Below are 21113 nucleotides of genomic sequence, written 5' to 3' on the forward strand. Positions count from 1 at the left end.
GAAATTCAGGATTTTTTATGCCTTCATTTTTAAATGGGTACTATCGAGCTCAAGAAATGTATAGTAAACAGAATTACCCATTGCAAAAGCATTGTTCCATCTAAGTAAAAGAAATAATAATATTCATTTCTTTTAAAGTTCGATTTAAAAATCAACCACCCTGTTAAGAAAATAGTTAAAGCTAAGCCTATTACATCTAAATTGATATTCTTAGTGAAAAGAACGAGCAAAATTAAATAGGCTCCTAGTAAGGCTTGACAGAAAATCCATGCTTTTTTTTCGCCTAACATTACCGGAATAGTTTTCAACTCATAAAGTTTATCCTGAAAAAGATCACGAATATCAAAAGGGATGGTAATTGCACAAATAAACAAAAAACGCTTAGCTACCAACAATAAAGTTTCTCCCAATGGGATAACTACATTACGGTTATTTTCGAGTTCTACAATTGGTAAGAGCACACAACTTACCGACCAAACGAAAGCAATTAAAAACAATTTGATTCCTGGCAAGTTTCTTAATCCTATCTTTTTTTGATTTAAGCTTAAAAAGGGAAAATTATAAGCAACTGATATTAACCCAACAAAAGCCATTAATAGTTTTGCCTGAAAACTTAAATACAATAAACCTAATGGAATTATGCAGAGTATAGCAATTAGCGTTATAGATATAATTAATCGGTGATGGGAAAAAATCCAGCGAACTCTTTTAAAAGGTGATTTTTGTGGTTCTTTGGGCTTGGATAACAACATACTTAAGTTGTAGATCAACAAGGTAGAGAAGAAAACAAAGGCTAAAACATAGATGTCTGGTGGAAGCTTTAGGAGATAATAGGTTACTAAGCCCTGAGCAACGGCGCAAATGGCAATGAAAAGATTGCTAAAAAGCAGAAAATCTAATACAGAAAAGAATGCTTTTTTTAACATAGTATAATATCAAATTAGCAATCTATTATTTTGCTAATTAAGATCGCTTTAATTCAAATATCGTAATTTCTGGTAAAACTCCTACACGTCCAGGATATCCTAAAAAGCCATACCCGACATTTACATAAAGTTGTTGTTGTTTCTCTCTGTAAAGTCCTGCCCATTCTTTATAGATATACTGCACAGGGCTCCACTGAAATTCTTTTAATCTAACGCCGAACTGCATGCCGTGTGTATGGCCGCTAAACATCGCATCAACATCTTGATATTTTTCTAAAACTTCACCACGCCAATGTGATGGGTCATGAGAAAGGAGTAATTTAACAGGTAAATCTTCGGTGTTTTTATGTGCTAGCTCCATTTTACCGTATTTAGGAAAACGCCCCATTCCCCAATTTTCTATGCCTAAAATTCCAATTTCTTCCCCATCAACTTTTAAACGTCTGTTTTCATTCATTAATAAATCGTAACCCATTAATTTATGAGTGGTAATCATATCCTGCAAATTTTTCACCTTGGCAGGAGAACTTTCTTTGCCAAAATAGTAATCTCCATAATCGTGATTACCTAATGTAGAATACACACCTAGCGGTGCTTTAACTTTTGAAAAGATATCTTGATAATCCTTTACTTCATTTGTTAAGTTGTTCACTAAATCACCTGTAAAAAAAATAAAATCTGGTTTTTCTGCCATCAGCATTTCTACACCACCTTTTACCGCTGTTTTATTGTAAAAACTGCCAGAATGGATATCTGATATTTGTCCTAATTTAATACCATCAAAAGCTTTTGGTAAATTAGGAAGGACCAATTTTACACGCTTTACTTTGTAATCGTATGCGCCAGAAATAATACCCCAACTTAAAGAGCTTAATGGAACTGCAGCTGCTAAAAGACCGGCTTTAACTAAAAAAGAAGAGCGACTAATAGGTTCGCCAATTGGTTGTTTAGCTGTTTGGTTGTTTGGTTGATTCGTTTTAGGTAATCTAAATAATTTGATAAAAAATCTTCTTAAATCATCAATTAATAGAAATGGAAGCATGAAAACTTTTCCTACACTTAATAGGAAAAAAGCAACCAAAATAATTGCTCTTATCGTTAAAAATAAATTGAGATAAATTGCTGCAAAAACACCAACTATCAATGAAAGATTAATCGTCCACCAAACAATGGTAAAATTTCTTTTAGTTTTAAGCGACCATTTTTTAAAAACGCTAATGATAGCTTTGTAACAATAATAATCTAGTAAAAGAACTATTAGGCAAAGTATAGTTAAAAATCCTGTTCTTCCCATTTATGGTATAATTTATTTTTTAGTTAGATGATCGTAAAGATGATTTGTTTCATGTTCTATTATGGGCACACTGTCATTTTGACTCTGTGGGGAATCCTTGGAATTGGTAACCAAAGTTCAAAAGATTTCTCTATGTCGCTGCGCTCCAGTCGAAATGACAGTTCGGATGATTTGTTGTAATCACTAATTACCTAAAATCATCCTCGTCTTCATCTGTTAAATCTACATTAAAAAGACTATCAAACATATCAGAGAAACCAAAGCCACCTGTTAAATAGTTTTTGCTTAGTTGTGAAAATTCTGCTAAACCATGCAATACAAATTCCATCAATAAAAGCGTTTGGTTCTCACTTAATTTAGGATGAAACTTCTGAACTAATTCATGCAATCCTTCAACATTCATTAGTTTCTTTTTGTAATCGTCAAACTTCAAATCATCGCCAATGTCTATCGTATTACCTTCTGTAAACCATTCGGTAATTTTGGTAAACGGATTAGCTGTTTTGCTTTTCTTAGCCCTTTCTGGATCTGGAAAATAACGAGCAAATAAATGTTTAATTGCTTTCCCAATTAATGTATGTGCAACTTTAGCGGGGCCTTCTAATTCGCCTTCGTAAACTAATTCTATTTTACCAGTAACCGCTGGAATAATTCCACTTAAATCGGCCAAACGCACAAAAGTTGATTTTTCATGATTAATGAGCATTCTTCGCTCTGCGTTACTAATTAAATTCTCATAAGCTGAGATCGTTAGCCTGGCCGAAACTCCAGATTTTTGATCGATAAATTCACTTTTACGTGCTTCAAAAGCCACTTGTTCAATTAAATCTTTAAGTAGGCCATCAACTTCAATTAAACGTTGCTCTTCAGTTAATTTTGCTTCCTGAAAAGTGATTTTTCGAGAAATTTCTACTGTTTTTGGATAATGCGTTAAAATTTGGCTTTCAATTCTGTCTTTTAAAGGCGTTACAATGCTGCCACGATTGGTATAATCTTCTGGATTTGCAGTAAATACAAATTGAACATCTAACGGTAAACGTAATTTAAAACCACGAATTTGAATGTCTTTTTCTTGTAGCATATTAAATAAAGCTACTTGAATACGAGCTTGCAAGTCGGGTAATTCATTAATTACAAAAATTCCGCGATGTGCTCTTGGAATTAAACCAAAATGGATTACGCGTTCATCGTTATATGTTAACTTTAAGGTTGCTGCTTTGATCGGATCTACATCGCCAATTAAATCTGCAACCGTAACATCTGGTGTAGCCAATTTTTCTGTATAACGTTCGCTTCGGTGCAGCCATAAAATAGGAGTGTTATCTCCTTTTTGTTCAATCTCGTTTTTAGCAAACCATGAGATCGGATTTAATGGATCGTCGAAAATTTCGCTTCCTGCAACGTAAGGAATATATTCGTCTAATAAATTTACCATTAAACGGGCAATTCTAGTTTTCGCCTGACCGCGTAACCCTAATAACAAAACATTATGTCGTGATAGAATAGCAGTTTGCAATTCTGGGATAACGGTTTCGTCGTAACCAAGTATTCCCTCAAAACCAAGCTCTTTTTGTTGAAGCTGTGTAATTAAGTTTTTTCTTAATTCATCTTTAACGCTAAGTGAAATATAATTGGTGGCCTTTAATTCGCCTAATGTTTTTGCTTGCATATTTTTTATTTAGTCAGTAAGTCCGAAAGTCAGTAAAGTCCGCAAGTTTGAAGTTTTGATTTTTATCTTCCCCACTTTCAGCTAAAACCTTCGAACTATCTAAAAGTTTTTCTTCTGTTTTTAATATAATCTTCAAAGATGTATTCACCTAAACCAGTTAATGAACTATAAAAAGCTCTACCACCATTTATTTGAGTGAACTGTCTTACAAATTGTTGTAAGTACGGATCTTGAGCAATCATAAATGTTGTTATTGGGATATTTAAACGTTTACATTGTGCTGCCATATTTAAAGTTTTGCCAATTACTTTTCTGTCCAAACCCATACTATTTTTATAATATCGACCATTCTCCTTCAAACAGGTTGGTTTCCCATCGGTAATCATAAAAATTTGTTTGTTGTGGGTTTTTCTGCGACGCAATAAATCTGTCGCTAATTCTAATCCTGCTAAGGTATTTGTATGATAGGGACCAACTTGTAAATAAGGCAAATCTTTTATAGTAATTGGCCAAGCGTCATTTCCAAAAACTACAATATCTAAGGTATCTTTTGGATATTTTGTTTTAATCAGCTCGGCTAGTGCCATTGCCGTTTTTTTTGCAGGAGTAATCCTGTCTTCACCATATAAAATCATAGAATGAGAAATATCTATCATTAATACAGTTGAGGTTAATGTTTTGTAATCTTTTTCTTCAACCTCTAAATCCTTTTCTGTAAGTGTGAAATTACCAATACCATGATTTATTTGCGCATTTTGAATTGATGCAGTCATGTCAATTTGGTCTAAACTATCGCCGAAGTTATATTCGCGGCGGTCGGCATTTTTTTCTTCTCCAATGCCCGAAATATTACTATTGTGATTTCCTTTTCCAGCCTTTTTTAACTTGCCAAATATTTCTTCTAAGGCAGATTTTCGAATAGTCTGTTCAGTTTTTGCAGTAATTTTTACTTCACCATTTTTCTCTTTGAGATAACCTTTTTCTTTTAAATCATCAATAAAATCGCCCATGGCATAATCGTTATTGGTGAATTTGTATTGCTTATCAAGTTCATTCATCCAAGCTAAAGTTTCTCCAGCATCGCCAGCAGTGTAATTTAGTAATTCGGTAAAAAGCTTAAGCAATTCATCGAAACCACCTTTTGGCAACTTATTCGGTAAAAACTTAGAAAATTGAAATCCTCTCATGAGTTATATAAACGTAGTATCGAAGGTAAAAGTTTGAGAATGAATTAATGTTATGGACTTGTAAAAATACCTTACTATATTTAAAGATGAAACAGATTATAAAATTGATACTCGTACTAACTTGTTTATTTTCTTTCCAAGTTCAAGCGCAAAAAATTAACGATAAACAAGCTATTTTAAACCTTTTAGAAAAGCAACGAACAGAATGGAATAAAGGTAATGTTGAAGCTTTTATGCAAGGGTATTGGAAAAACGATAGTTTATTGTTTGTAGGAAAGAGCGGGGCAACGTATGGTTGGCAAAAAACATTGGATAACTACAAAAAGGGTTATCCCAATAAGGCGGCAATGGGTTTTTTAACCTTTGGAATAAAAAAAGTTGACCTTCTAACCAAAGATAGAGCTTTTGTTTTGGGAAGTTGGAATGTGAAACAGGAAAAAAATGAACTTAAAGGATATTTCACACTTCTATTGCGGAAGATAAACGGTGTTTGGAAAATTGTGGTAGATCATTCAAGTTAATCTATTGGGAAATAAAAAAGGTCGAAACATTTATTGCTTCGACCTTTAAAGTATCTGTATAAAAGTTATTTTGGATTGCCGTTTTTTAAAGCTCTTTCGGCACGTTTAATAGCTAATTTTTCTCTCCATTGTGCATATGGAGCTTTAAAAGCCATTTTTAATAAGCTATCTACTCCACCTTTAACGGCTAAATTGAAAACACTTGCAGCTTTTCTACTAAGAGATGCATCCCAAGCTCTTAAACTTAGCGAGAAAGAACCATCTAAATATTTCATCCAATGCCACATTCCTGTAGGCATAAATAAAGTGTCGCCATGCTCTAAAAAAACTTCATAGCCTTCTACGCCTTTTAACGCTGGGAATTTCTCAAAATCAGGATTTGCAACATCATAATCTTCTAGGGCATAAGTTGCATTTGGAATACAGTATAAACGTTTCTTCCATTTATTGTCAAATAGAATGATGTGTTTTCGTCCGCCAAAATGAGTATGGAAAAGATGTGGTAAATCTATATCGTAATGTAAAAAAGTAACAGAATTAGAACCGCCAAAAAACATAGCTGGCATGCTTTCTATAAAACCGCCCATTAAATCTTTAGGAATTTTAATGTCGTTAATTAAACTTGGAACATGCTTAAACAAATTAAAAAAGAAGATACGTAATTCGGTAGGTTCTCTTTTAATCAGATCCAAATAATCGCCAAACTTCATGCTAGCAATTGAAGCATTAATTGGTTTAGTAGGGTCGGCCTTAGAATTATCCACTAGGTTAACTTCAATATTTCCGCCAATTTCCTTTAAATAATCGGTTGTCCATTTTTCACGGGCTGGCCAATCTTTAGTCAATCCTTTAATAATTAATGGTTTTCCGGCATCGAGATAGTTTTTTTTAAAATCTTCTCTGCTTATGGTTTCAACGGTGTCAACTGGTTTTAAAATAAAGCTCATAATGTGCAATAAAGTAAATTTTAGGCGAAAAAAATCGTTTAATTATTTCACCAACACAAAAGTGTAAATTAAAATTTAAAAAAAATATGATTAATCTCACAAATGTTAAGCCTATGATAATTCAATGTAAATAAAAAAGCGCTCTGAATATCAGAACGCCCTCGTATTAAACATTTACCTAAAAAGATTGAATATTTATTTTGGCATTAAAACGGTATCAATTACATGGATAACACCATTACTTTGAAAAACGTCTTTGATAGTAACTTTAGCCATTCCACCTTTTTCATCTTTAAGCATTAAATTTTTACCTTCCATCCAAGCCCACAATTTTCCACCTTGTACTGTTGTCAATTCTGCTTTACCACCGCCAGCTTTAATTGCAGCAGCAATTTCTTTACTTCCCATTTTACCTGCAACTACGTGATAAGTTAAAATGGTGGTTAAAGTCGCTTTGTTCTCTGGTTTTACCAGCATATCTACTGTTCCTGCAGGTAATTTTGCAAATGCATCATTTGTTGGTGCAAAAACTGTAAACGGACCAGCGCTTTTTAAAGTTTCAACTAAACCTGCAGCGCCAACAGCAGCAACTAGGGTAGTATGGTCTTTTGAATTCAAGGCATTTTCAACAATGTTTTTTGTTGGATACATTTCGGCGCCACCAACCATTGGATTTTTCTGTGCGTTAACTTGAGTTGTGAATGCTATTGTTATTACAGCAATCGCAGATAGGAATATTCTTTTCATAATTTTTTAATTTGATATGAAAGCAGATACGCAGAATAAAAACCTATGGATTGAAGTAAATTCAATTAAAGATTTAAAATGTTGATTTTTAACTAATTAAAATTTAAAATCGCATTAAGTCACTTTAGCTTTGCGGATAATTTTAGAAAATAAACGTGGAAAAAAACGTTTCAATAATATTCCTTTTACTTCTTTACCACCAATATATACCTCTTCTTTTTTGGCTTCGATTGCTTTAATGATTTGTTCGGCACAAACTTCAGGGAGCATCCCATTTTCTTGGGCATCGTCCATGCTTCCTTGAGCTGTACCATTTGCCGTTAGAGCATTGATGGTAACTTTTGTCTTAATAAAACCTGGGCAAGCCAACATGATATGCACGTTTGGATTGTCAATTTCTATGCGTAGTGAATCGAAATAACCATGTAAAGCATGTTTTGATGCAGCGTATGCAGAGCGAAAACGAGTGCCGAATTTTCCTACTAAACTGCTTACGCAAACAATACTTCCACTTCCTTGTGTTAACATTTGAGGTAAAACGGCTTTACTTAAAATTACAGTACCCCAAAAATTAACATCCATTAAGCGTTTCTCGGTTTCTAAATTAGTTTCTATTGCTAAACTCCTCTGACTAATTCCGCCGCTATTAATTAAAATATCAATTTTTCCGAAGATTTTTAAAGCCTCTCCAGCCTTGCCTTTTAAAGATAGATTGTCAGCTAAATCAAGTGATAAAACGTGTACATTAATTTGATCTTTACAATTAGATTTAACTCTAAAAAGCTCGTCGCGGTTGCGTGATGAGATAATTAATTTAGCTCCCATTTTATTGTATGCATATACTAATGCTTCGCCAATACCAGATGAAGCTCCGGTAATCCATACAATTTTATTTTTCATCTGCATTGCCAGTAGAATTTTTTAATGCATCATTTTCTATCACCTTTTCTTCCATCGATTTTTCAGTGATTATCTGTTCTTTTTTAGAAGGAGTGTTTAAGAATTTTTGATCGAATTCTGGCCTTAAAGTTCCCATCCATCTATCCCAAAATAAAAAATACAAACCATAATTACCTTTAAAGAATTGATGATGCATGTTATGAGCAGTTCCGGTACTGATCCATCTACCTATCCAACTTTTGTGAAATTTTGGCGAAAATAATTCATATCCTAAGTGCCCATAAACATTGTACACAAATACGATAGTGAAAAATACAGCCAAATGTATTTGATGCACTGGCATTATAAAAATAATAACCACAAATATGCCAGTTTCTACGACTGCCTCTAAGGGATGAAAGGAATAAGCGGTCCAAGGAGTTGGACTAGTAGATTTATGGTGAATTAAATGGAAAAGTTTAAATAATTTTGGGTGATGCATGATGCGGTGTGTCCAATAAAAATAAGCATCGTGAATAAGTAGCATTAATGGAAAAGCTAAAATAAAATAAACCCAACCATGATCACTAATGTGCTGATAAAGCTGAGTGTAAGGTCTTATTTTATCATTTTCTAAAAATATTACTGGTAAGGCGCCAAAAATTACAATTGTGATAATAGAATAAAAGACGTCTCTTTTGTGGTCGGACATCTTTGGCATTTTCTTCTGCAAACGTCTTCCACTAAATCTCTCATGAAATAGTACATAGAAAATTAAAAAAGCAATTCCAGCAATTAAAAAATAACGGGTCCCTACGTCAAAAATATATTTCAGGAAATTTTCAGGGGTCATAACAGTAAATAATAGAGGATGTTGAACAAAAATAAGGAAAATCGATTAGATTAGTATTCGTCTGTTGCAAAAAGTTCCGATGCAATACCGTCTGCGAATAATTTGCCATCATGAGTCAAATTGATGATAGAATTATTTACAGCCAGCTGACCTTTTTCAATAAATGGTTTGATTTGTCGGAGTGTTAAATCAGTATAATTTTTGCCAAAATCGGCAGTTATTTTTTGTAAATCCACTCCCCACATAGTGCGAATTGAGGTCATGATATATTCGTTGAAACGATCTACCTGAGTTAATTCTTCGATCTCTTCAGCTAATTTTTGTGAGCTTAATGCGCTTAAATATTTTGCATTGTTAGCCACATTAATGTATCTGTTCTGTCCATCAAAACCATGTGCCGAAGGCCCAATGCCTAAATATGATACACCTTTCCAATAATTTGTGTTATGAACTGCATACTTGCCAGGTAAACTGTAATTTGAAATTTCATAATGCTCAAAATTATGATCAGTCAATTGCTTTGTTAAGCATAAAAACTGAGCAGCACTCTGTTCATCATTTATAGGTGTTTGTTTTCCTCTTTGTATCGAGTTAGCTAAAGCGGTACGTGCTTCAACAGTAAGAGAATAAGCAGAAATATGTGGGGTTTTTAAGGATAAAATAGTTTGAATATTGGTAAGCAACTTTTCGTCGGTAAGCAATGGATAGCCATAGATTAAATCTATACTTAAATTTTCAAATCCTGCATCTTGACTTCTCTTGATACAATTTATAGCTTCATCTGCACTATGTGCTCTGTTCATCCAAACTAAATCTTCATTAAAAAAAGATTGAATCCCAATACTAAATCTATTGATCGGAAGCTGACGTAATTCACCTATTTTTTTTGCATCAAGATCATCTGGGTTGGCTTCGATAGTTATTTCGGCATCGGAAGATATGGAAAAGCATTCTGTAAGTGTATCGAAAATTTTTTGGAAGGAAGCTGCAGATAAGACGGATGGAGTACCTCCACCAAAATAAATAGTCTCAATTTGCTCTGTTATGCGATTTTTTTTAAGTCTTATTTCTGTGCAAATTGCTGCTGTCATTTCATCAACATATTTAAATGAGGTAGAAAAGTGGAAATCACAATAGGTGCAAGCCTTTTTACAGAAAGGAATATGGATATAAATACCAGCCATTTTACAAAGATAAATTAATTTAAGGGTGCAACTATTATTATGCATCAAGATTTAAAACAGGCTCTATTGTGGAAACAAAATAATAAAGCAGTAAATTTGTGACAATTGGGCGCAGTTATATAGTTGTTTATTTACAATGTTTAAAAAAGTTTTTTTACTTAATCTATTGTTTTTTAGTAGTTTATTGCTGTCCATTAAAGCGCAACAATTACCGCTAACAGCTGATAGCATTTCTAATATTACGGTAGTAACAGATAGTTTAGATTCCACCCAAAATGTAGTAGTAGCTGAAGATACAATTACCCCACACAGTTTAAGAGCACTCGATTCTTTAACCAAGGCGCTTATCGCAGATAGTTTAAAAAAGAGCTTTAGCTATCCAAAACTTGATTTCAAGGTTTTGATGGAAAATTTTTTGCGCAACTCTGTAAATAGTGATCCAAGACAACAGGGTGATATTTTGGTTAAGGGCGATATTTGGATACTAGCCTTTATTGCTTTTTTATTAGTTCTATTCGCGATCTTAAAAAATGTCTTTTCTAAACAGTTAATGGGAATTATATTATCTTTTTTTAGCAATAGAGCTTTAGGAAATTTAAATAAGGAAGATAATCTCTTTACATCTTGGCCTTTTTTGTTGCTTTTTGTTCAATTTGGTTTCACAATTGGAATGTTTTTTTATCTAGTAGCCCAATATCAAAAGCTAGATTATGTTAGGAATGGCTTCCAATTCTTTGTAACAATTTCGGTAGTTATTATTGTTTTATATGTGTTAAAGATCTTATTGCTGCGAGTGCTTGGCTATATATTTAATATTCAAAAACCGGTTCACGAATATGTTTCTATATTATATTTAAGTTATTTTAATGCTTCTTTATTGTTCACTCCCTTAGTTATTGCATTTGCTCTTTCTCCAATAAAATATGGCTCATTTTATATTGCAACAGCAATTATTTTGATAGTCGTTATCTTTGTTTTTCAATTTATTAGAGCAGGTGTAAATATTTTATCTCACTATAGGTTTTCAAAAGTCTATTTATTTTTGTACTTTTGCACCCTCGAAATTTGCCCTATATTAATATTAATCAAGGCAATAGGATTTTAAAGAGGTAATTAGTTAAAATGCAGGAAAAGAAAGAAGATAGGTTACGTAAAGTTAAAAGTATACTGATCACTTTACCAAAGCCCGAAACAGAAAAATCACCTTATTTTGATCTGGCTAAAAAGTACAATTTGAAAATCGACTTTCGGTCATTTATTCATGTTGAAGGAGTTCCAGCCAGAGATTTTAGAAAAGACAAAATTAACTTAGCAGAATTTACTGCCGTAGTTTTTACAAGTCGTAATGCTGTTGATCATTTTTTTAGAATATGTGAAGAAATGAGATACGAAGTTCCGGCAGATCTTAAATATTTCTGTATTTCTGAATCTACAGCCTTATATCTTCAAAAATATATTCAATATAGAAAACGTAAAATTTTCTTTGGCAAACAAACTGCATCTGATTTAGCAGAAGTTTTGAAAAAACATGCCGGAGAGAAATTTTTATATCCTTGTTCTGATGTTGCTACAGAAGATACCATGAATTTCTTGCAAAAAAATGGGTATGATGTTACTCCTGCAGTTTTATTTAAAACGGTAGTTAGTGATTTATCAGATTTGGCAGAAGTTTTCTACGATGTAATTGCTTTTTTCAGTCCATCAAGTATACAGTCTCTTTATACCAATTTTCCGGACTTTAAGCAAAATAATACTCGCATTGCTGCATTTGGTTCAAATACTAACAAAGCGGCAGCAGATGCTGGTCAAATAGTAGATATTGCTGCACCAAGTCCTGAAGCTCCATCTATGATTATGGCAATAGAAAATTATATAAAAAAATCTAATAAGTAATTTTTCATAACATGTGCCGTTACTTCAACAATATTTGAAGAATTTCTGCGGCTAAAAACAATTTTCTTCACCTTAAATCTTAGTTAAGATTATGCTTAATTAAAATTAAACAACTTATTATTAGGTTGTTATATTTTCAATTAATATAGCGGGGTGCTGTGTATTTATTTGTGTAAATAATTGTTTATTTCAAGGATTTTCGATAAAATTGCTAACAAATAACAAGATATTGCTTTAACGAATTTTATGAGAAAAATATACTTTCTTGGTTTTTTGATCATCTCTAGTTTACTTTTTAGCTGTAAAAGTGGACAGCAGGGAGAACTAGTTGGCGCATACAACAAAAAATTTAAGAATAAAACAATTCCTTATGGGATGGTTTTTATCCCCCCAGGAAGAACTTTAATTGGTATGACTGATGAAGATATTAGCTTTTATCAAGGTACGCCTAGTCGAATGACGTCATTCCCTGCTTTTTACATGGATCAAACTGAAATTACAAATGCAGAATATAGACAATTTGTAAATTGGGTAAGAGATTCTGTAGCAGTAACTACTTTAGGGCAATCTGGTGCGCCAAATCTATATATGCCACAACCGGCAGCTGCAGCAGGAACTACAGTGTCTGGTCAAAGAAATATTAATTGGAAAGCGATAGGGAAAAGTGGTGTTCTTTGGGGAAAAAATAGTGCATATAAAGCTAGATTACAAAATATGTACTATTCTGGAAATGATGCTTTGCCAGGAAAAAATGAATTTGATATCCGTAAATTCAGATATGCTTACAGTTATTTAGATCATGATTTAGAAGCAGCAGGAAGAAATGATCCAAGTAAAAGCAGACAAGATTTTATACAAACATATACTGATAATCCTACACCAGGTAAAACAAATGAGCATCCTTCGGTTAGTGTATACCCAGATACCTTGGTTTGGAAATTGGATTTTTCTTATGCGCAAAATGATCCAATGGTTGATTCATATTTTAACCACCCATCTTATGATGGATATCCGGTAGTTGGTGTAACTTGGGAACAAGCAACGGCTTTCTGTAATTGGAGAACAGTTTTATATAAAAATATAGCATCTGCTAGAAAACAGCCGGAAAATGTAAGATTAAAATACCGCCTACCAACAGACCAAGAGTTTGAATATGCCGCTAGAGGTGGAAGAACTCAAACTAAATATCCTTGGGGAGGGCCATATATTAAAAATACTAAAGGATGTTTACAAGCAAACTTTAAAGTAGGTAGAGGTAATTATACCGATGATGGTGGATTATACACTGTGGATGCTAGAGCTTATATTCCAAATGATTACGGTTTGTATAATATGGCTGGTAATGTAGCCGAGTGGACAGTAACAGCTTATAACAGATCTGCAACAAGTTTATTGTCAGATTTTAGTCCTAATTATGTGAATACAGCTAAGGGGGCTAAAGTAGTGAGAGGTGGTTCATGGAAAGATATAGGTTTCTTTTTGCAAAATTCTGTAGGTACATACGAGTATCAAGATAAAGCAAGATCGTATATCGGTTTCCGTTGTGTATCAGATTATCCTGGTAACGCATTAAATTAAAAATTCAACAAGCAACAAATAAAACTTTAAACAAATTATGGCAGCAAGAAAACAACCGGGTTGGTTACATGTGGCAATTTCCTGGGGAGCGAGTATAGTAATTATCGGTGCATTATGTAAAATTATTCACTTTGGTGGATCATGGGCCAATATAATCATTGGAGTTGGTTTGGGAGTAGAAGCATTATTATTCTTCTTAACAGGATTTTTTCCGCCAGAACCGGAATTACCTTGGGAGCGTGTTTACCCAGAATTAAATATGGGCTTTGCTGGTGAATTACCAAAAGCTACTGCAAGACCAGTAGTTTCTGCAGGTTCTTCTTCAACAGCAGCGTTGGATAGTATGTTAAATAATGCTAAAATTGGTCCAGAATTAATCGAAAGTTTAGGTAATGGCTTACGTACGTTTGGTGATAAAGTAGCTACAATTTCTAATGTGAGTGATGCTGCAATTGCAACAAACGAATTCACTGGAAAAGTAAAAACAGCTTCATCTAGCTTTGATAATTTAAGTAATGCGTTTGAGAAAGCTACTTCACAATTAGTTGAAATGGGAGAGAGTAATGTTGATTCTAGAGCTTATCATGATCAAGTAAATAATTTAGCTAAGAATTTATCAGCCTTAAATGCTGTATATGAATTAGAATTACAAGATTCAAGTGCTCATTTAAAATCGATGAATAAGTTTTACCAAAACTTATCTTTAACAATGGGTAATTTCAATGAATCAATGGAAGACTCTAAACAGTTTAAAGAAGAAGTAGGTAAACTGGCTAAAAACTTAGCGTCATTAAATGCAATTTATGGCAATATGTTAACAGCTATGAACCAACCACGTACATAATTAGTTTCTATTATTTAAATCAGTAAACAAAAATCTAATTTAACATGGCTGGAGGAAAAGAAACGACAAGGCAGAAGATGATCAATATCATGTATTTGGTATTGTTAGCTATGCTTGCTTTAAACGTTTCAGATGCAATCTTAAATGCTTTTAAGAACATTAACGATAGTTTAGATGCCTCAAAAACAAATGTAAGCTCTGGCTTGGATCAAACATTTAGTGCATTTGAAGAAACAGAATTAAAAAATAAACCCGAGCGTGCTCAACCACTTTGGGACAGAGCCCAAAAAGTAAAAGCTTACGCTGAAGATTTGAATAAAGAAATTCAAAGACTTAAAGATGAGTTTAGAGAAAAAGGTGAAGGAATTGATCCTGAAACTGGAGATTTGGTGCTGAGAGACAATTTAGATATTGCTCAAAACATCATGATCAATAAAAAAGAAGGAGCAAAGCTAAAAGCAAAAATCAACGAAACTAGAGCGAAACTAATTTCATTATTAGATAAAAAAGATAGAGAAAACGTATCATTTTCTTTAGAAGCGAAAGATCCTTTAAAAGCAGTAAATGGAAAAAAATGGGAAGATGTTAATTTTGGAGAAGGAACTCCATTAACAGCTGCAAACACCATTTTAACTAAACTACAAGCAGATTTAAAAAATGCAGAGTCGGAAGTAGTTCGAAAGATTTTTGGTAAAATGAGCGAAACTACAATTATCATGGACGCGTTTACAGCTGTTGCAGTACCTTCTAGTAGCTATGTAATTCAAGGTCAACCTTATAAAGCTGATATTTTCTTAACTGCAAGAGATACGAAATCGAATCCTGAAATTTCTGTAGGAGGTAATTCATTAGGAGTAGTAAAAGGTATAGCAACCTATACAGGTGGTACCGGGTCAGTAGGTGAATTTACATGGAAAGGAACAATTCGTGTTAAGAAAACAGATGGTACTTATGCAACATATTACACTGAACCAATGAAATACCAAGTTGCAAAACCATCTGCAACTGTTTCTTCAACTAACTTAAATGTAATTTACGCAGGTATTCCTAATCCATTTTCAATTTCTGCTCCTGGATTTTCGTTAGAAAGCATAAAAGCTAATATTTCTGCAGGTTCAATGACAGGGGGGGCTGGTAGATATACCATTAATGTTCCAGGAAGTTTAATTGGTAATGAGGTTACTATTAGTGTATCTGGCAATAGCAATGGGAAATCGCTAAGCTTAGGTACGAATAAATTTAGAGTAAAAGGAATTCCTAATCCAGTGGCAAAATTTGCTGGTAAAATGGGTGGGGTTATTTCTGGAAATACAATTGCAAGAGAAAGTCAAGTTTCAGCAGCTATTGAAAATTTCGAATTCGATGTTAAAGTAAGGGTTACTAAGTTTAGTGTAACAGTTGTTAGACCACGCCAAGATGCTCAGGTTTATTATTGTTCAGGAGATAATTTTAGTGCACAAGCTAAATCTGCATTGTCGAATTTACCCTTTAAATCGGTTGTTTATATCGATAATATTGTTGCTCAAATGCCAGATGGACGTACACCTACATTAAATTCAATGGTATTTACCGTAAACTAAAAATTATGAAGAAAATATTTTTTCTATTTATATTTCTTTTAAGTATTGGATTTGTATATGCGCAAAATCCAACTACCCCTCCCGTAACTGCGGATAAAAAAGTAGTACCTAAAAAGAAGGGTCCAAAAAAGGATGGCTTTATTTATAGGGAAGAAAGCGTAGCTGATACAGTAGTGCCTTATGCACCCGTAAATAAAGAAGATGTAGTTTATACAAAGCGTGTATGGAGAGAAATAGACCTTCGTGATCGTGGAAATTCTGTATTGGCTTCTCCTAAAGTGAACTTATTAGGTGTTATTTATGATGCAGTTAGCAATGGAGAATTAGATCTATATTCTAGTGAGGATGAAGATTTTAAAGGTGAACCTTTAGGGCAGAAAAAAGGTAATGATCCAAAGGTTACGAATAGTTCTGCAGCAGATACAGCTTTTTTAGGTGTTAATCCAGGTACAAATGAAATCAACAGAGCAAACAATGAGTTCTTTGTTGCAAGTTTTACCACATTAAGAATTAAAGAGGATTGGATATTAGATATTAAACGAGGAATTTTCGAGCCGCGGATAATTGGTATTGCGCCAGTTAGAATTGATGTTAAAACACAAGTAGATAACAATGGAAATCCAGTTCCTGATCCTACAACTGGTAAACCAAGAGCAGATACATTAAAAACTGTAGCTGGCTGGCTATATTTTGATGATTTAAGAGAAATTTTAGTGAAACACAAAGTAGCGAATAATCAGAATGATAACTCTGGAATTAACTTCGATGATGTATTTACTAGAAGATTATTTTTTAGCAATATCACTAAAGTCTCTAATGCTGCAGATAATAGAATTGAAGATATTTTATTTAATCCTAAAGAAAGACTTTTAGAGTCTGAACGTATTAAAAAGGCAATGGCCGATTTTGAACAAGGTCTTTGGGAATATTAGAAAAGAAGTCTCGATCATTCGGGGCTTTTTTATGCCTTAAAATATTCACTTAAGGCAAGGATTTGCTTCTTATTCAGAAGTTGAGCTAATTCTTCTTCTGATGCTTCTTTTATTTTTTTGACAGATTTAAATTTTACTAAAAGTTTATCTGCAGTACTTTTTCCAATTCCCGGAATTACTTCGAGTTCTGTTTTAAGGGTACCTTGATCTCTTTTTTTACGATGGAAAGTGATGCCAAAACGATGGGCTTCATCTCGTAATTGTTGAATTATTTTTAAGGTTTCAGATTTTTTATCAAGATACAATGGTAAGCTATCTCCAGGATAATATAATTCTTCTAAACGCTTCGCAATACCAATAACTGTTACTTTTTTGTCTATGCCTAATTTCTTTAAACTGCTAACAGCAGATGATAATTGGCCTTTACCACCATCTATAATTATTAATTGAGGTAATGGCTGTTGCTCCTCTAACATTCGTCTGTAACGTCTGTATACGGCTTCTTCCATGGTTGCAAAATCATTCGGACCTTCTACAGTTTTAACATTAAAATGTCGATAGTCTTTTTTACTAGGCTTAGCATCCTTAAATACTACAATTGCTGAAACAGGATATTTACCTTGAAAATTTGAGTTATCAAAACATTCAATATGTTGAGGAACTTGGGTAAGCCTTAAATCCTTTTGCATCTGACTTAAAATACGATCTGTTCTTAAATCAGGGTTTAATTTTTCATATTGATTTAATTTTTCACGCTTAAAGAACAATACATTCTTTTCAGACAATTCTAATAGTTTCTTCTTTTCACCAAGCTTTGGTACTGTGAATTTTAAATTTTTATCTAATAAAGAAATGTTGAATGGAACAATAATCTCTCTGGATGTACTATTAAATTTGGTTCTAAATTCGGTAATTGCAATCGTTAATAATTCCTCATCTGTCTCATCTAAGCGTTTTTTAATCTCTATAGTTTGTGTTTGGATAATGCTTCCATTTACTACTTTTAAATAATTTACGAACGCATAACGTTCATCAGATGCAATACTTACCACATCTGTATTTGTAATGGCGCTATTAACAACAGTAGATTTGCTTTGATATTTTTCTAAAATCAATAATTTCTTTTGATAAGAATGGGCAAGCTCAAAATTCAAATCTTCCGAAGCTTTTTTAACTACTTGTTTTACATCTCTAATTACATTGCCAATTTTACCATTTAAAATAGCTGTAATTTCTTCAATGTTTTGATCGTAATCTGCTTTGCTTTGATAATTTTGGCAAGGACCTTTGCAATTTCCTATCTGATATTCTAAGCAAACTTTAAATTTTCCATCATTAATATTTTGTGGAGTTAGGGGAAGATTGCAGGTTCTTAATGTATAAGTTTCCTTTATCAAATCTAAAATGGTGTGCATCATTCCGACAGATGCGTAGGGTCCAAAATACGTAGACCCATCTTTAATCATTTTTCGTGTCCAATAAATACGAGGAAAATCTTCTTTTTTAATGATAATCCATGGATAGGTCTTATCATCTTTCAGCATAATATTATAACGAGGCTGATGTTTTTTGATCAGGTTATTTTCCAATAACCATGCATCAATTTCAGTATCAACTATGGTAAAGCTTATTCGTCTTATTTTGGAAACAAGAACTTTAGTTTTGCCATTAACCTGCTTATCTTGATTAAAATAAGAGCCAACTCGATTGCGTAAATCCTTCGCTTTGCCAATATAAATAAGCAAACCTTCCTCATCAAAATACTGGTAAACTCCAGGTTTATGCGGAATATCGGCCAATGCCTTTTTATAGTCGAAAGCACTCATTTATAATGTAGGGATGATTTAATAAAACTAGAAACCTAATTTTTTATCGAGTTCAGTTGTGTCCTGCTCAGGTTGTTGATATTGGTTACAGTCATAAACAATGGAAACACCATTTTTAGGAGGTTCAAAATCAGCTTTGCTTATTTTTAAATTTGGATTTGCATATACTCGTTTCATAAAACCAGCATAAATTGGTAGGGCCGAATTTGCACCCTCGCCGTCTCTTGTGCTCGTAAAATGGAATGCTCTGTCTTCACATCCTGTCCAAATACCAGCTACTAAATCTGGTGTAATGGCCATAAACCAACCATCTGAATTATTTTGAGTTGTTCCTGTTTTTCCACCAGTTGGAGCATTTATTCCGTATTTATAACTTAGTCTCGAACCTGTACCCCCAGTAATTACACCTCTTAGCATCCTGGTCATTACGTAAGCTACTTCTTCGTTCATAGCTACTTTTATTGTTGGTTTGCTATCATAAAGCACTACACCATTTTTATCTTCGATTTTTAAAATATAGGTAGGTTGTGTCCAAACTCCTTTATTGGCAAAAACGCCATAAGCACCTACCATGTCATAAATTGATGCATCAAAAACGCCTAAAGCTATAGATGGTACGATTGGAACATCTGATGTTATACCCATTTTTTTGGCTTCGGTAGCTACAGCGGTTGGCCCTACTTGTTTCATTAAATAGGCTGCAATGTAGTTTTGAGAGTATGCCAATGCCTTTTGTAAGGTAATTGCCCCAGGTAAAGTTCCAGAAGACCGAGGAGTCCAATCCGGACTACCGGGATTTGAAATAGTAACTGGTTCATTTTGCACGGTAAAACAAGGCGAATATCCATTTTCTATAGCAACAGCGTAGGTAAATGGTTTTGCTGTTGAACCAACCTGACGTGTACCCATTTTTACTTGATCGTATTTAAAGTGCTCGAAATTAATTCCGCCTACCCAAGCTTTAATGTAACCTGTTTTGGGATCCATTGCCATCATCGCATTGCGCAATAATAATTTATAGTATTTCACAGAATCAATAGGTTTCATTAATGTATCTATATCACCTTTCCATGTGAAAATCGTTAATCTGGTTCGTGTATTGAAATCAGCTTTAATTTCTTCATCAGATTTTCCTTCTAATTTCAGCGCTTTGTATCGATCTGAGCGTCTCATCCCCTGATCAATTTGTAATTCCATTCCTTTAAAAGGATTTCTTCCTTTCCAACTATTTGTAAATTGCTGTTGCAAAATTTTCATGTATTCTTTTTGTGCTTGTTCAGCATAAACCTGCATATCGTAATTGATAGTTGTAGTTATTTTGAGGCCATCTCTATCTAAATCATATGGAATGCCATTATTTGTAATAGAGCGCTCTTCTAAAATTTTTCTTACTTCTGATTTTAAAACAGCTCTAAAATAAGGCGCAACACCATCATTTGTTGTAGCAGCATTAAAATGCAAATCAAGTGGTTTCCCTTTTTCTGCTTCAAATTGTTCTTCCGTCAACAAATCTGCTTTAACCATTAATGCCATCACTGTATTCCTTCTGGTTAATGATCTTTCTGGGTTTTTAGTAGGTGAATATCGAGTAATACCTCTTTGTATCCCAACTAAAACTGCAGCTTGAGGAACTGTTAATTTATCAGGAGTTGTATTAAAATAAACTCTTGCGGCAGATTTTATACCATAAGCTTGATTACCAAAATCAACTGTATTTAAATACATAGTGATAATTTCTTCCTTAGTATAATTACGTTCTAATTTTACTGCAATTACCCATTCTTGAAATTTTTGGATTATTCTTTTGAAGTAATTTTTTTGTCTACCTTCTTCAGAAAATAAGTTTAGCGCTAATTGTTGAGTAATTGTACTTCCACCTTGTTTTTTACCCATTAATGCATAAGCAAAAATGGTAAATGTACGCTTAAAGTCTATACCAGAATGAGAGCGAAAACGGACATCTTCTGTTGCAATTAATGCATTTACAACATTTGGAGATATTTCGCTATAGTTAACATTAGAACGATTTTTAACAAAATAAGTTCCTATTACTTTTCCATCTTCTGAAAGAATTTCTGTGGCTTCATTGCTTTTTGGGTGCTCAATTGCTCTAAAGGAAGGAATATCTCCGAATAGCCCAAATCCTATTGAAACAATAAATAAAGCGAAAAACACCATGCCGCCAATGAGTAATTTCCAAAGTCTGTGGTTATACTTTTTTATGTTTTCTGGTGTTAGGGATGTATTCATTTT

Annotated in this window: 18 protein-coding genes; 7 read left to right on the top strand and 11 right to left on the bottom strand. The window is 33.3% G+C overall.

Going from position 1 to position 21113, the window contains the following annotated elements:
• Positions 1-29: 29 nt before the first annotated feature.
• The 4 genes from HQN85_RS09505 to HQN85_RS09520 form a co-directional block, all read right to left on the bottom strand.
• Positions 30-926: a UbiA prenyltransferase family protein gene (locus HQN85_RS09505; protein WP_173271579.1), complete on the bottom strand. Its 897-nt coding sequence runs from the start codon at positions 924-926 to the stop codon at positions 30-32.
• A gap of 37 nt (positions 927-963) precedes the next feature.
• Positions 964-2220, bottom strand: a complete 1257-nt coding sequence (locus HQN85_RS09510) for a metallophosphoesterase (RefSeq protein WP_173271581.1) — start codon at positions 2218-2220, stop codon at positions 964-966.
• A 187-nt stretch (positions 2221-2407) separates the two neighbouring features.
• Positions 2408-3889, bottom strand: a complete 1482-nt coding sequence (locus HQN85_RS09515; protein WP_173271583.1) for a sigma 54-interacting transcriptional regulator — start codon at positions 3887-3889, stop codon at positions 2408-2410.
• 95 nt (positions 3890-3984) lie between these two features.
• Positions 3985-5076 carry a vWA domain-containing protein gene (locus tag HQN85_RS09520; RefSeq protein ID WP_173271585.1) on the bottom strand — a complete coding sequence of 364 codons (1092 nt, stop codon included), beginning with the start codon at positions 5074-5076 and terminating at the stop codon, positions 3985-3987.
• 86 nt (positions 5077-5162) lie between these two features.
• Between HQN85_RS09520 and HQN85_RS09525 the strand changes: the two genes are divergently transcribed.
• Entirely contained in the window at positions 5163-5597 is a 435-nt protein-coding gene (locus tag HQN85_RS09525) for a YybH family protein (RefSeq protein WP_173271587.1), read from the top strand.
• A gap of 65 nt (positions 5598-5662) precedes the next feature.
• On the opposite strand, the gene HQN85_RS09530 is transcribed toward HQN85_RS09525, so the two are convergent.
• The 5 genes from HQN85_RS09530 to hemW all read right to left on the bottom strand — a co-directional run bounded on the left by HQN85_RS09530 (position 5663) and on the right by hemW (position 10207).
• Positions 5663-6544, bottom strand: a complete 882-nt coding sequence (locus HQN85_RS09530) for a cupin-like domain-containing protein (protein WP_173271589.1) — start codon at positions 6542-6544, stop codon at positions 5663-5665.
• Positions 6545-6739: 195 nt separating this feature from the next.
• Positions 6740-7291, bottom strand: a complete 552-nt coding sequence (locus HQN85_RS09535) for a fasciclin domain-containing protein (RefSeq protein ID WP_173271591.1) — start codon at positions 7289-7291, stop codon at positions 6740-6742.
• Between the two features lie 114 nt (positions 7292-7405).
• Entirely contained in the window at positions 7406-8191 is a 786-nt protein-coding gene (locus tag HQN85_RS09540; protein WP_173271592.1) for an SDR family oxidoreductase, read from the bottom strand.
• A complete protein-coding gene (locus tag HQN85_RS09545) occupies positions 8181-9023 on the bottom strand; it encodes a sterol desaturase family protein (protein WP_173271594.1) in 843 nt (280 codons plus the stop codon). Before HQN85_RS09545 ends, HQN85_RS09540 begins: the two co-directional genes overlap by 11 nt.
• Before the next feature lie 50 nt (positions 9024-9073).
• A complete protein-coding gene (gene hemW, locus HQN85_RS09550; RefSeq protein ID WP_173271596.1) occupies positions 9074-10207 on the bottom strand; it encodes a radical SAM family heme chaperone HemW in 1134 nt (377 codons plus the stop codon).
• 136 nt (positions 10208-10343) lie between these two features.
• Between hemW and HQN85_RS09555 the strand changes: the two genes are divergently transcribed.
• From HQN85_RS09555 to porN, 6 genes are all read left to right on the top strand, one after another.
• Complete coding sequence (locus tag HQN85_RS09555; RefSeq protein WP_173271598.1) at positions 10344-11312, top strand: DUF4271 domain-containing protein; 969 nt, start codon at positions 10344-10346, stop codon at positions 11310-11312.
• Positions 11313-11329: 17 nt separating this feature from the next.
• Positions 11330-12100: a uroporphyrinogen-III synthase gene (locus tag HQN85_RS09560; RefSeq protein WP_173271600.1), complete on the top strand. Its 771-nt coding sequence runs from the start codon at positions 11330-11332 to the stop codon at positions 12098-12100.
• A 246-nt stretch (positions 12101-12346) separates the two neighbouring features.
• Positions 12347-13678 carry a T9SS ring complex lipoprotein PorK/GldK gene (gene porK / locus HQN85_RS09565; protein WP_173271602.1) on the top strand — a complete coding sequence of 444 codons (1332 nt, stop codon included), beginning with the start codon at positions 12347-12349 and terminating at the stop codon, positions 13676-13678.
• Between the two features lie 37 nt (positions 13679-13715).
• Positions 13716-14522: a type IX secretion system motor protein PorL/GldL gene (gene porL / locus HQN85_RS09570; RefSeq protein WP_173271604.1), complete on the top strand. Its 807-nt coding sequence runs from the start codon at positions 13716-13718 to the stop codon at positions 14520-14522.
• A 44-nt stretch (positions 14523-14566) separates the two neighbouring features.
• Complete coding sequence (porM, locus tag HQN85_RS09575; RefSeq protein WP_173271606.1) at positions 14567-16102, top strand: type IX secretion system motor protein PorM/GldM; 1536 nt, start codon at positions 14567-14569, stop codon at positions 16100-16102.
• Positions 16103-16107: 5 nt separating this feature from the next.
• The gene (gene porN, locus HQN85_RS09580; protein WP_173271608.1) at positions 16108-17034 is read left to right on the top strand and encodes a type IX secretion system ring subunit PorN/GldN; all 927 of its coding nucleotides are present in this window, start codon (positions 16108-16110) and stop codon (positions 17032-17034) included.
• A 29-nt stretch (positions 17035-17063) separates the two neighbouring features.
• Here the strand turns inward: porN and uvrC are convergent, their stop codons facing one another.
• The gene (gene uvrC, locus HQN85_RS09585) at positions 17064-18860 is read right to left on the bottom strand and encodes an excinuclease ABC subunit UvrC (protein WP_173271610.1); all 1797 of its coding nucleotides are present in this window, start codon (positions 18858-18860) and stop codon (positions 17064-17066) included.
• A gap of 27 nt (positions 18861-18887) precedes the next feature.
• Positions 18888-21110, bottom strand: coding sequence for a transglycosylase domain-containing protein (locus tag HQN85_RS09590; RefSeq protein WP_173271612.1), 2223 nt, complete (start codon positions 21108-21110; stop codon positions 18888-18890).
• Positions 21111-21113: the final 3 nt, after the last annotated feature.

It is taken from the genome of Pedobacter boryungensis, assembly GCF_013204825.1.
Taxonomy (GTDB): Bacteria; Bacteroidota; Bacteroidia; order Sphingobacteriales; family Sphingobacteriaceae; genus Pedobacter; species Pedobacter boryungensis.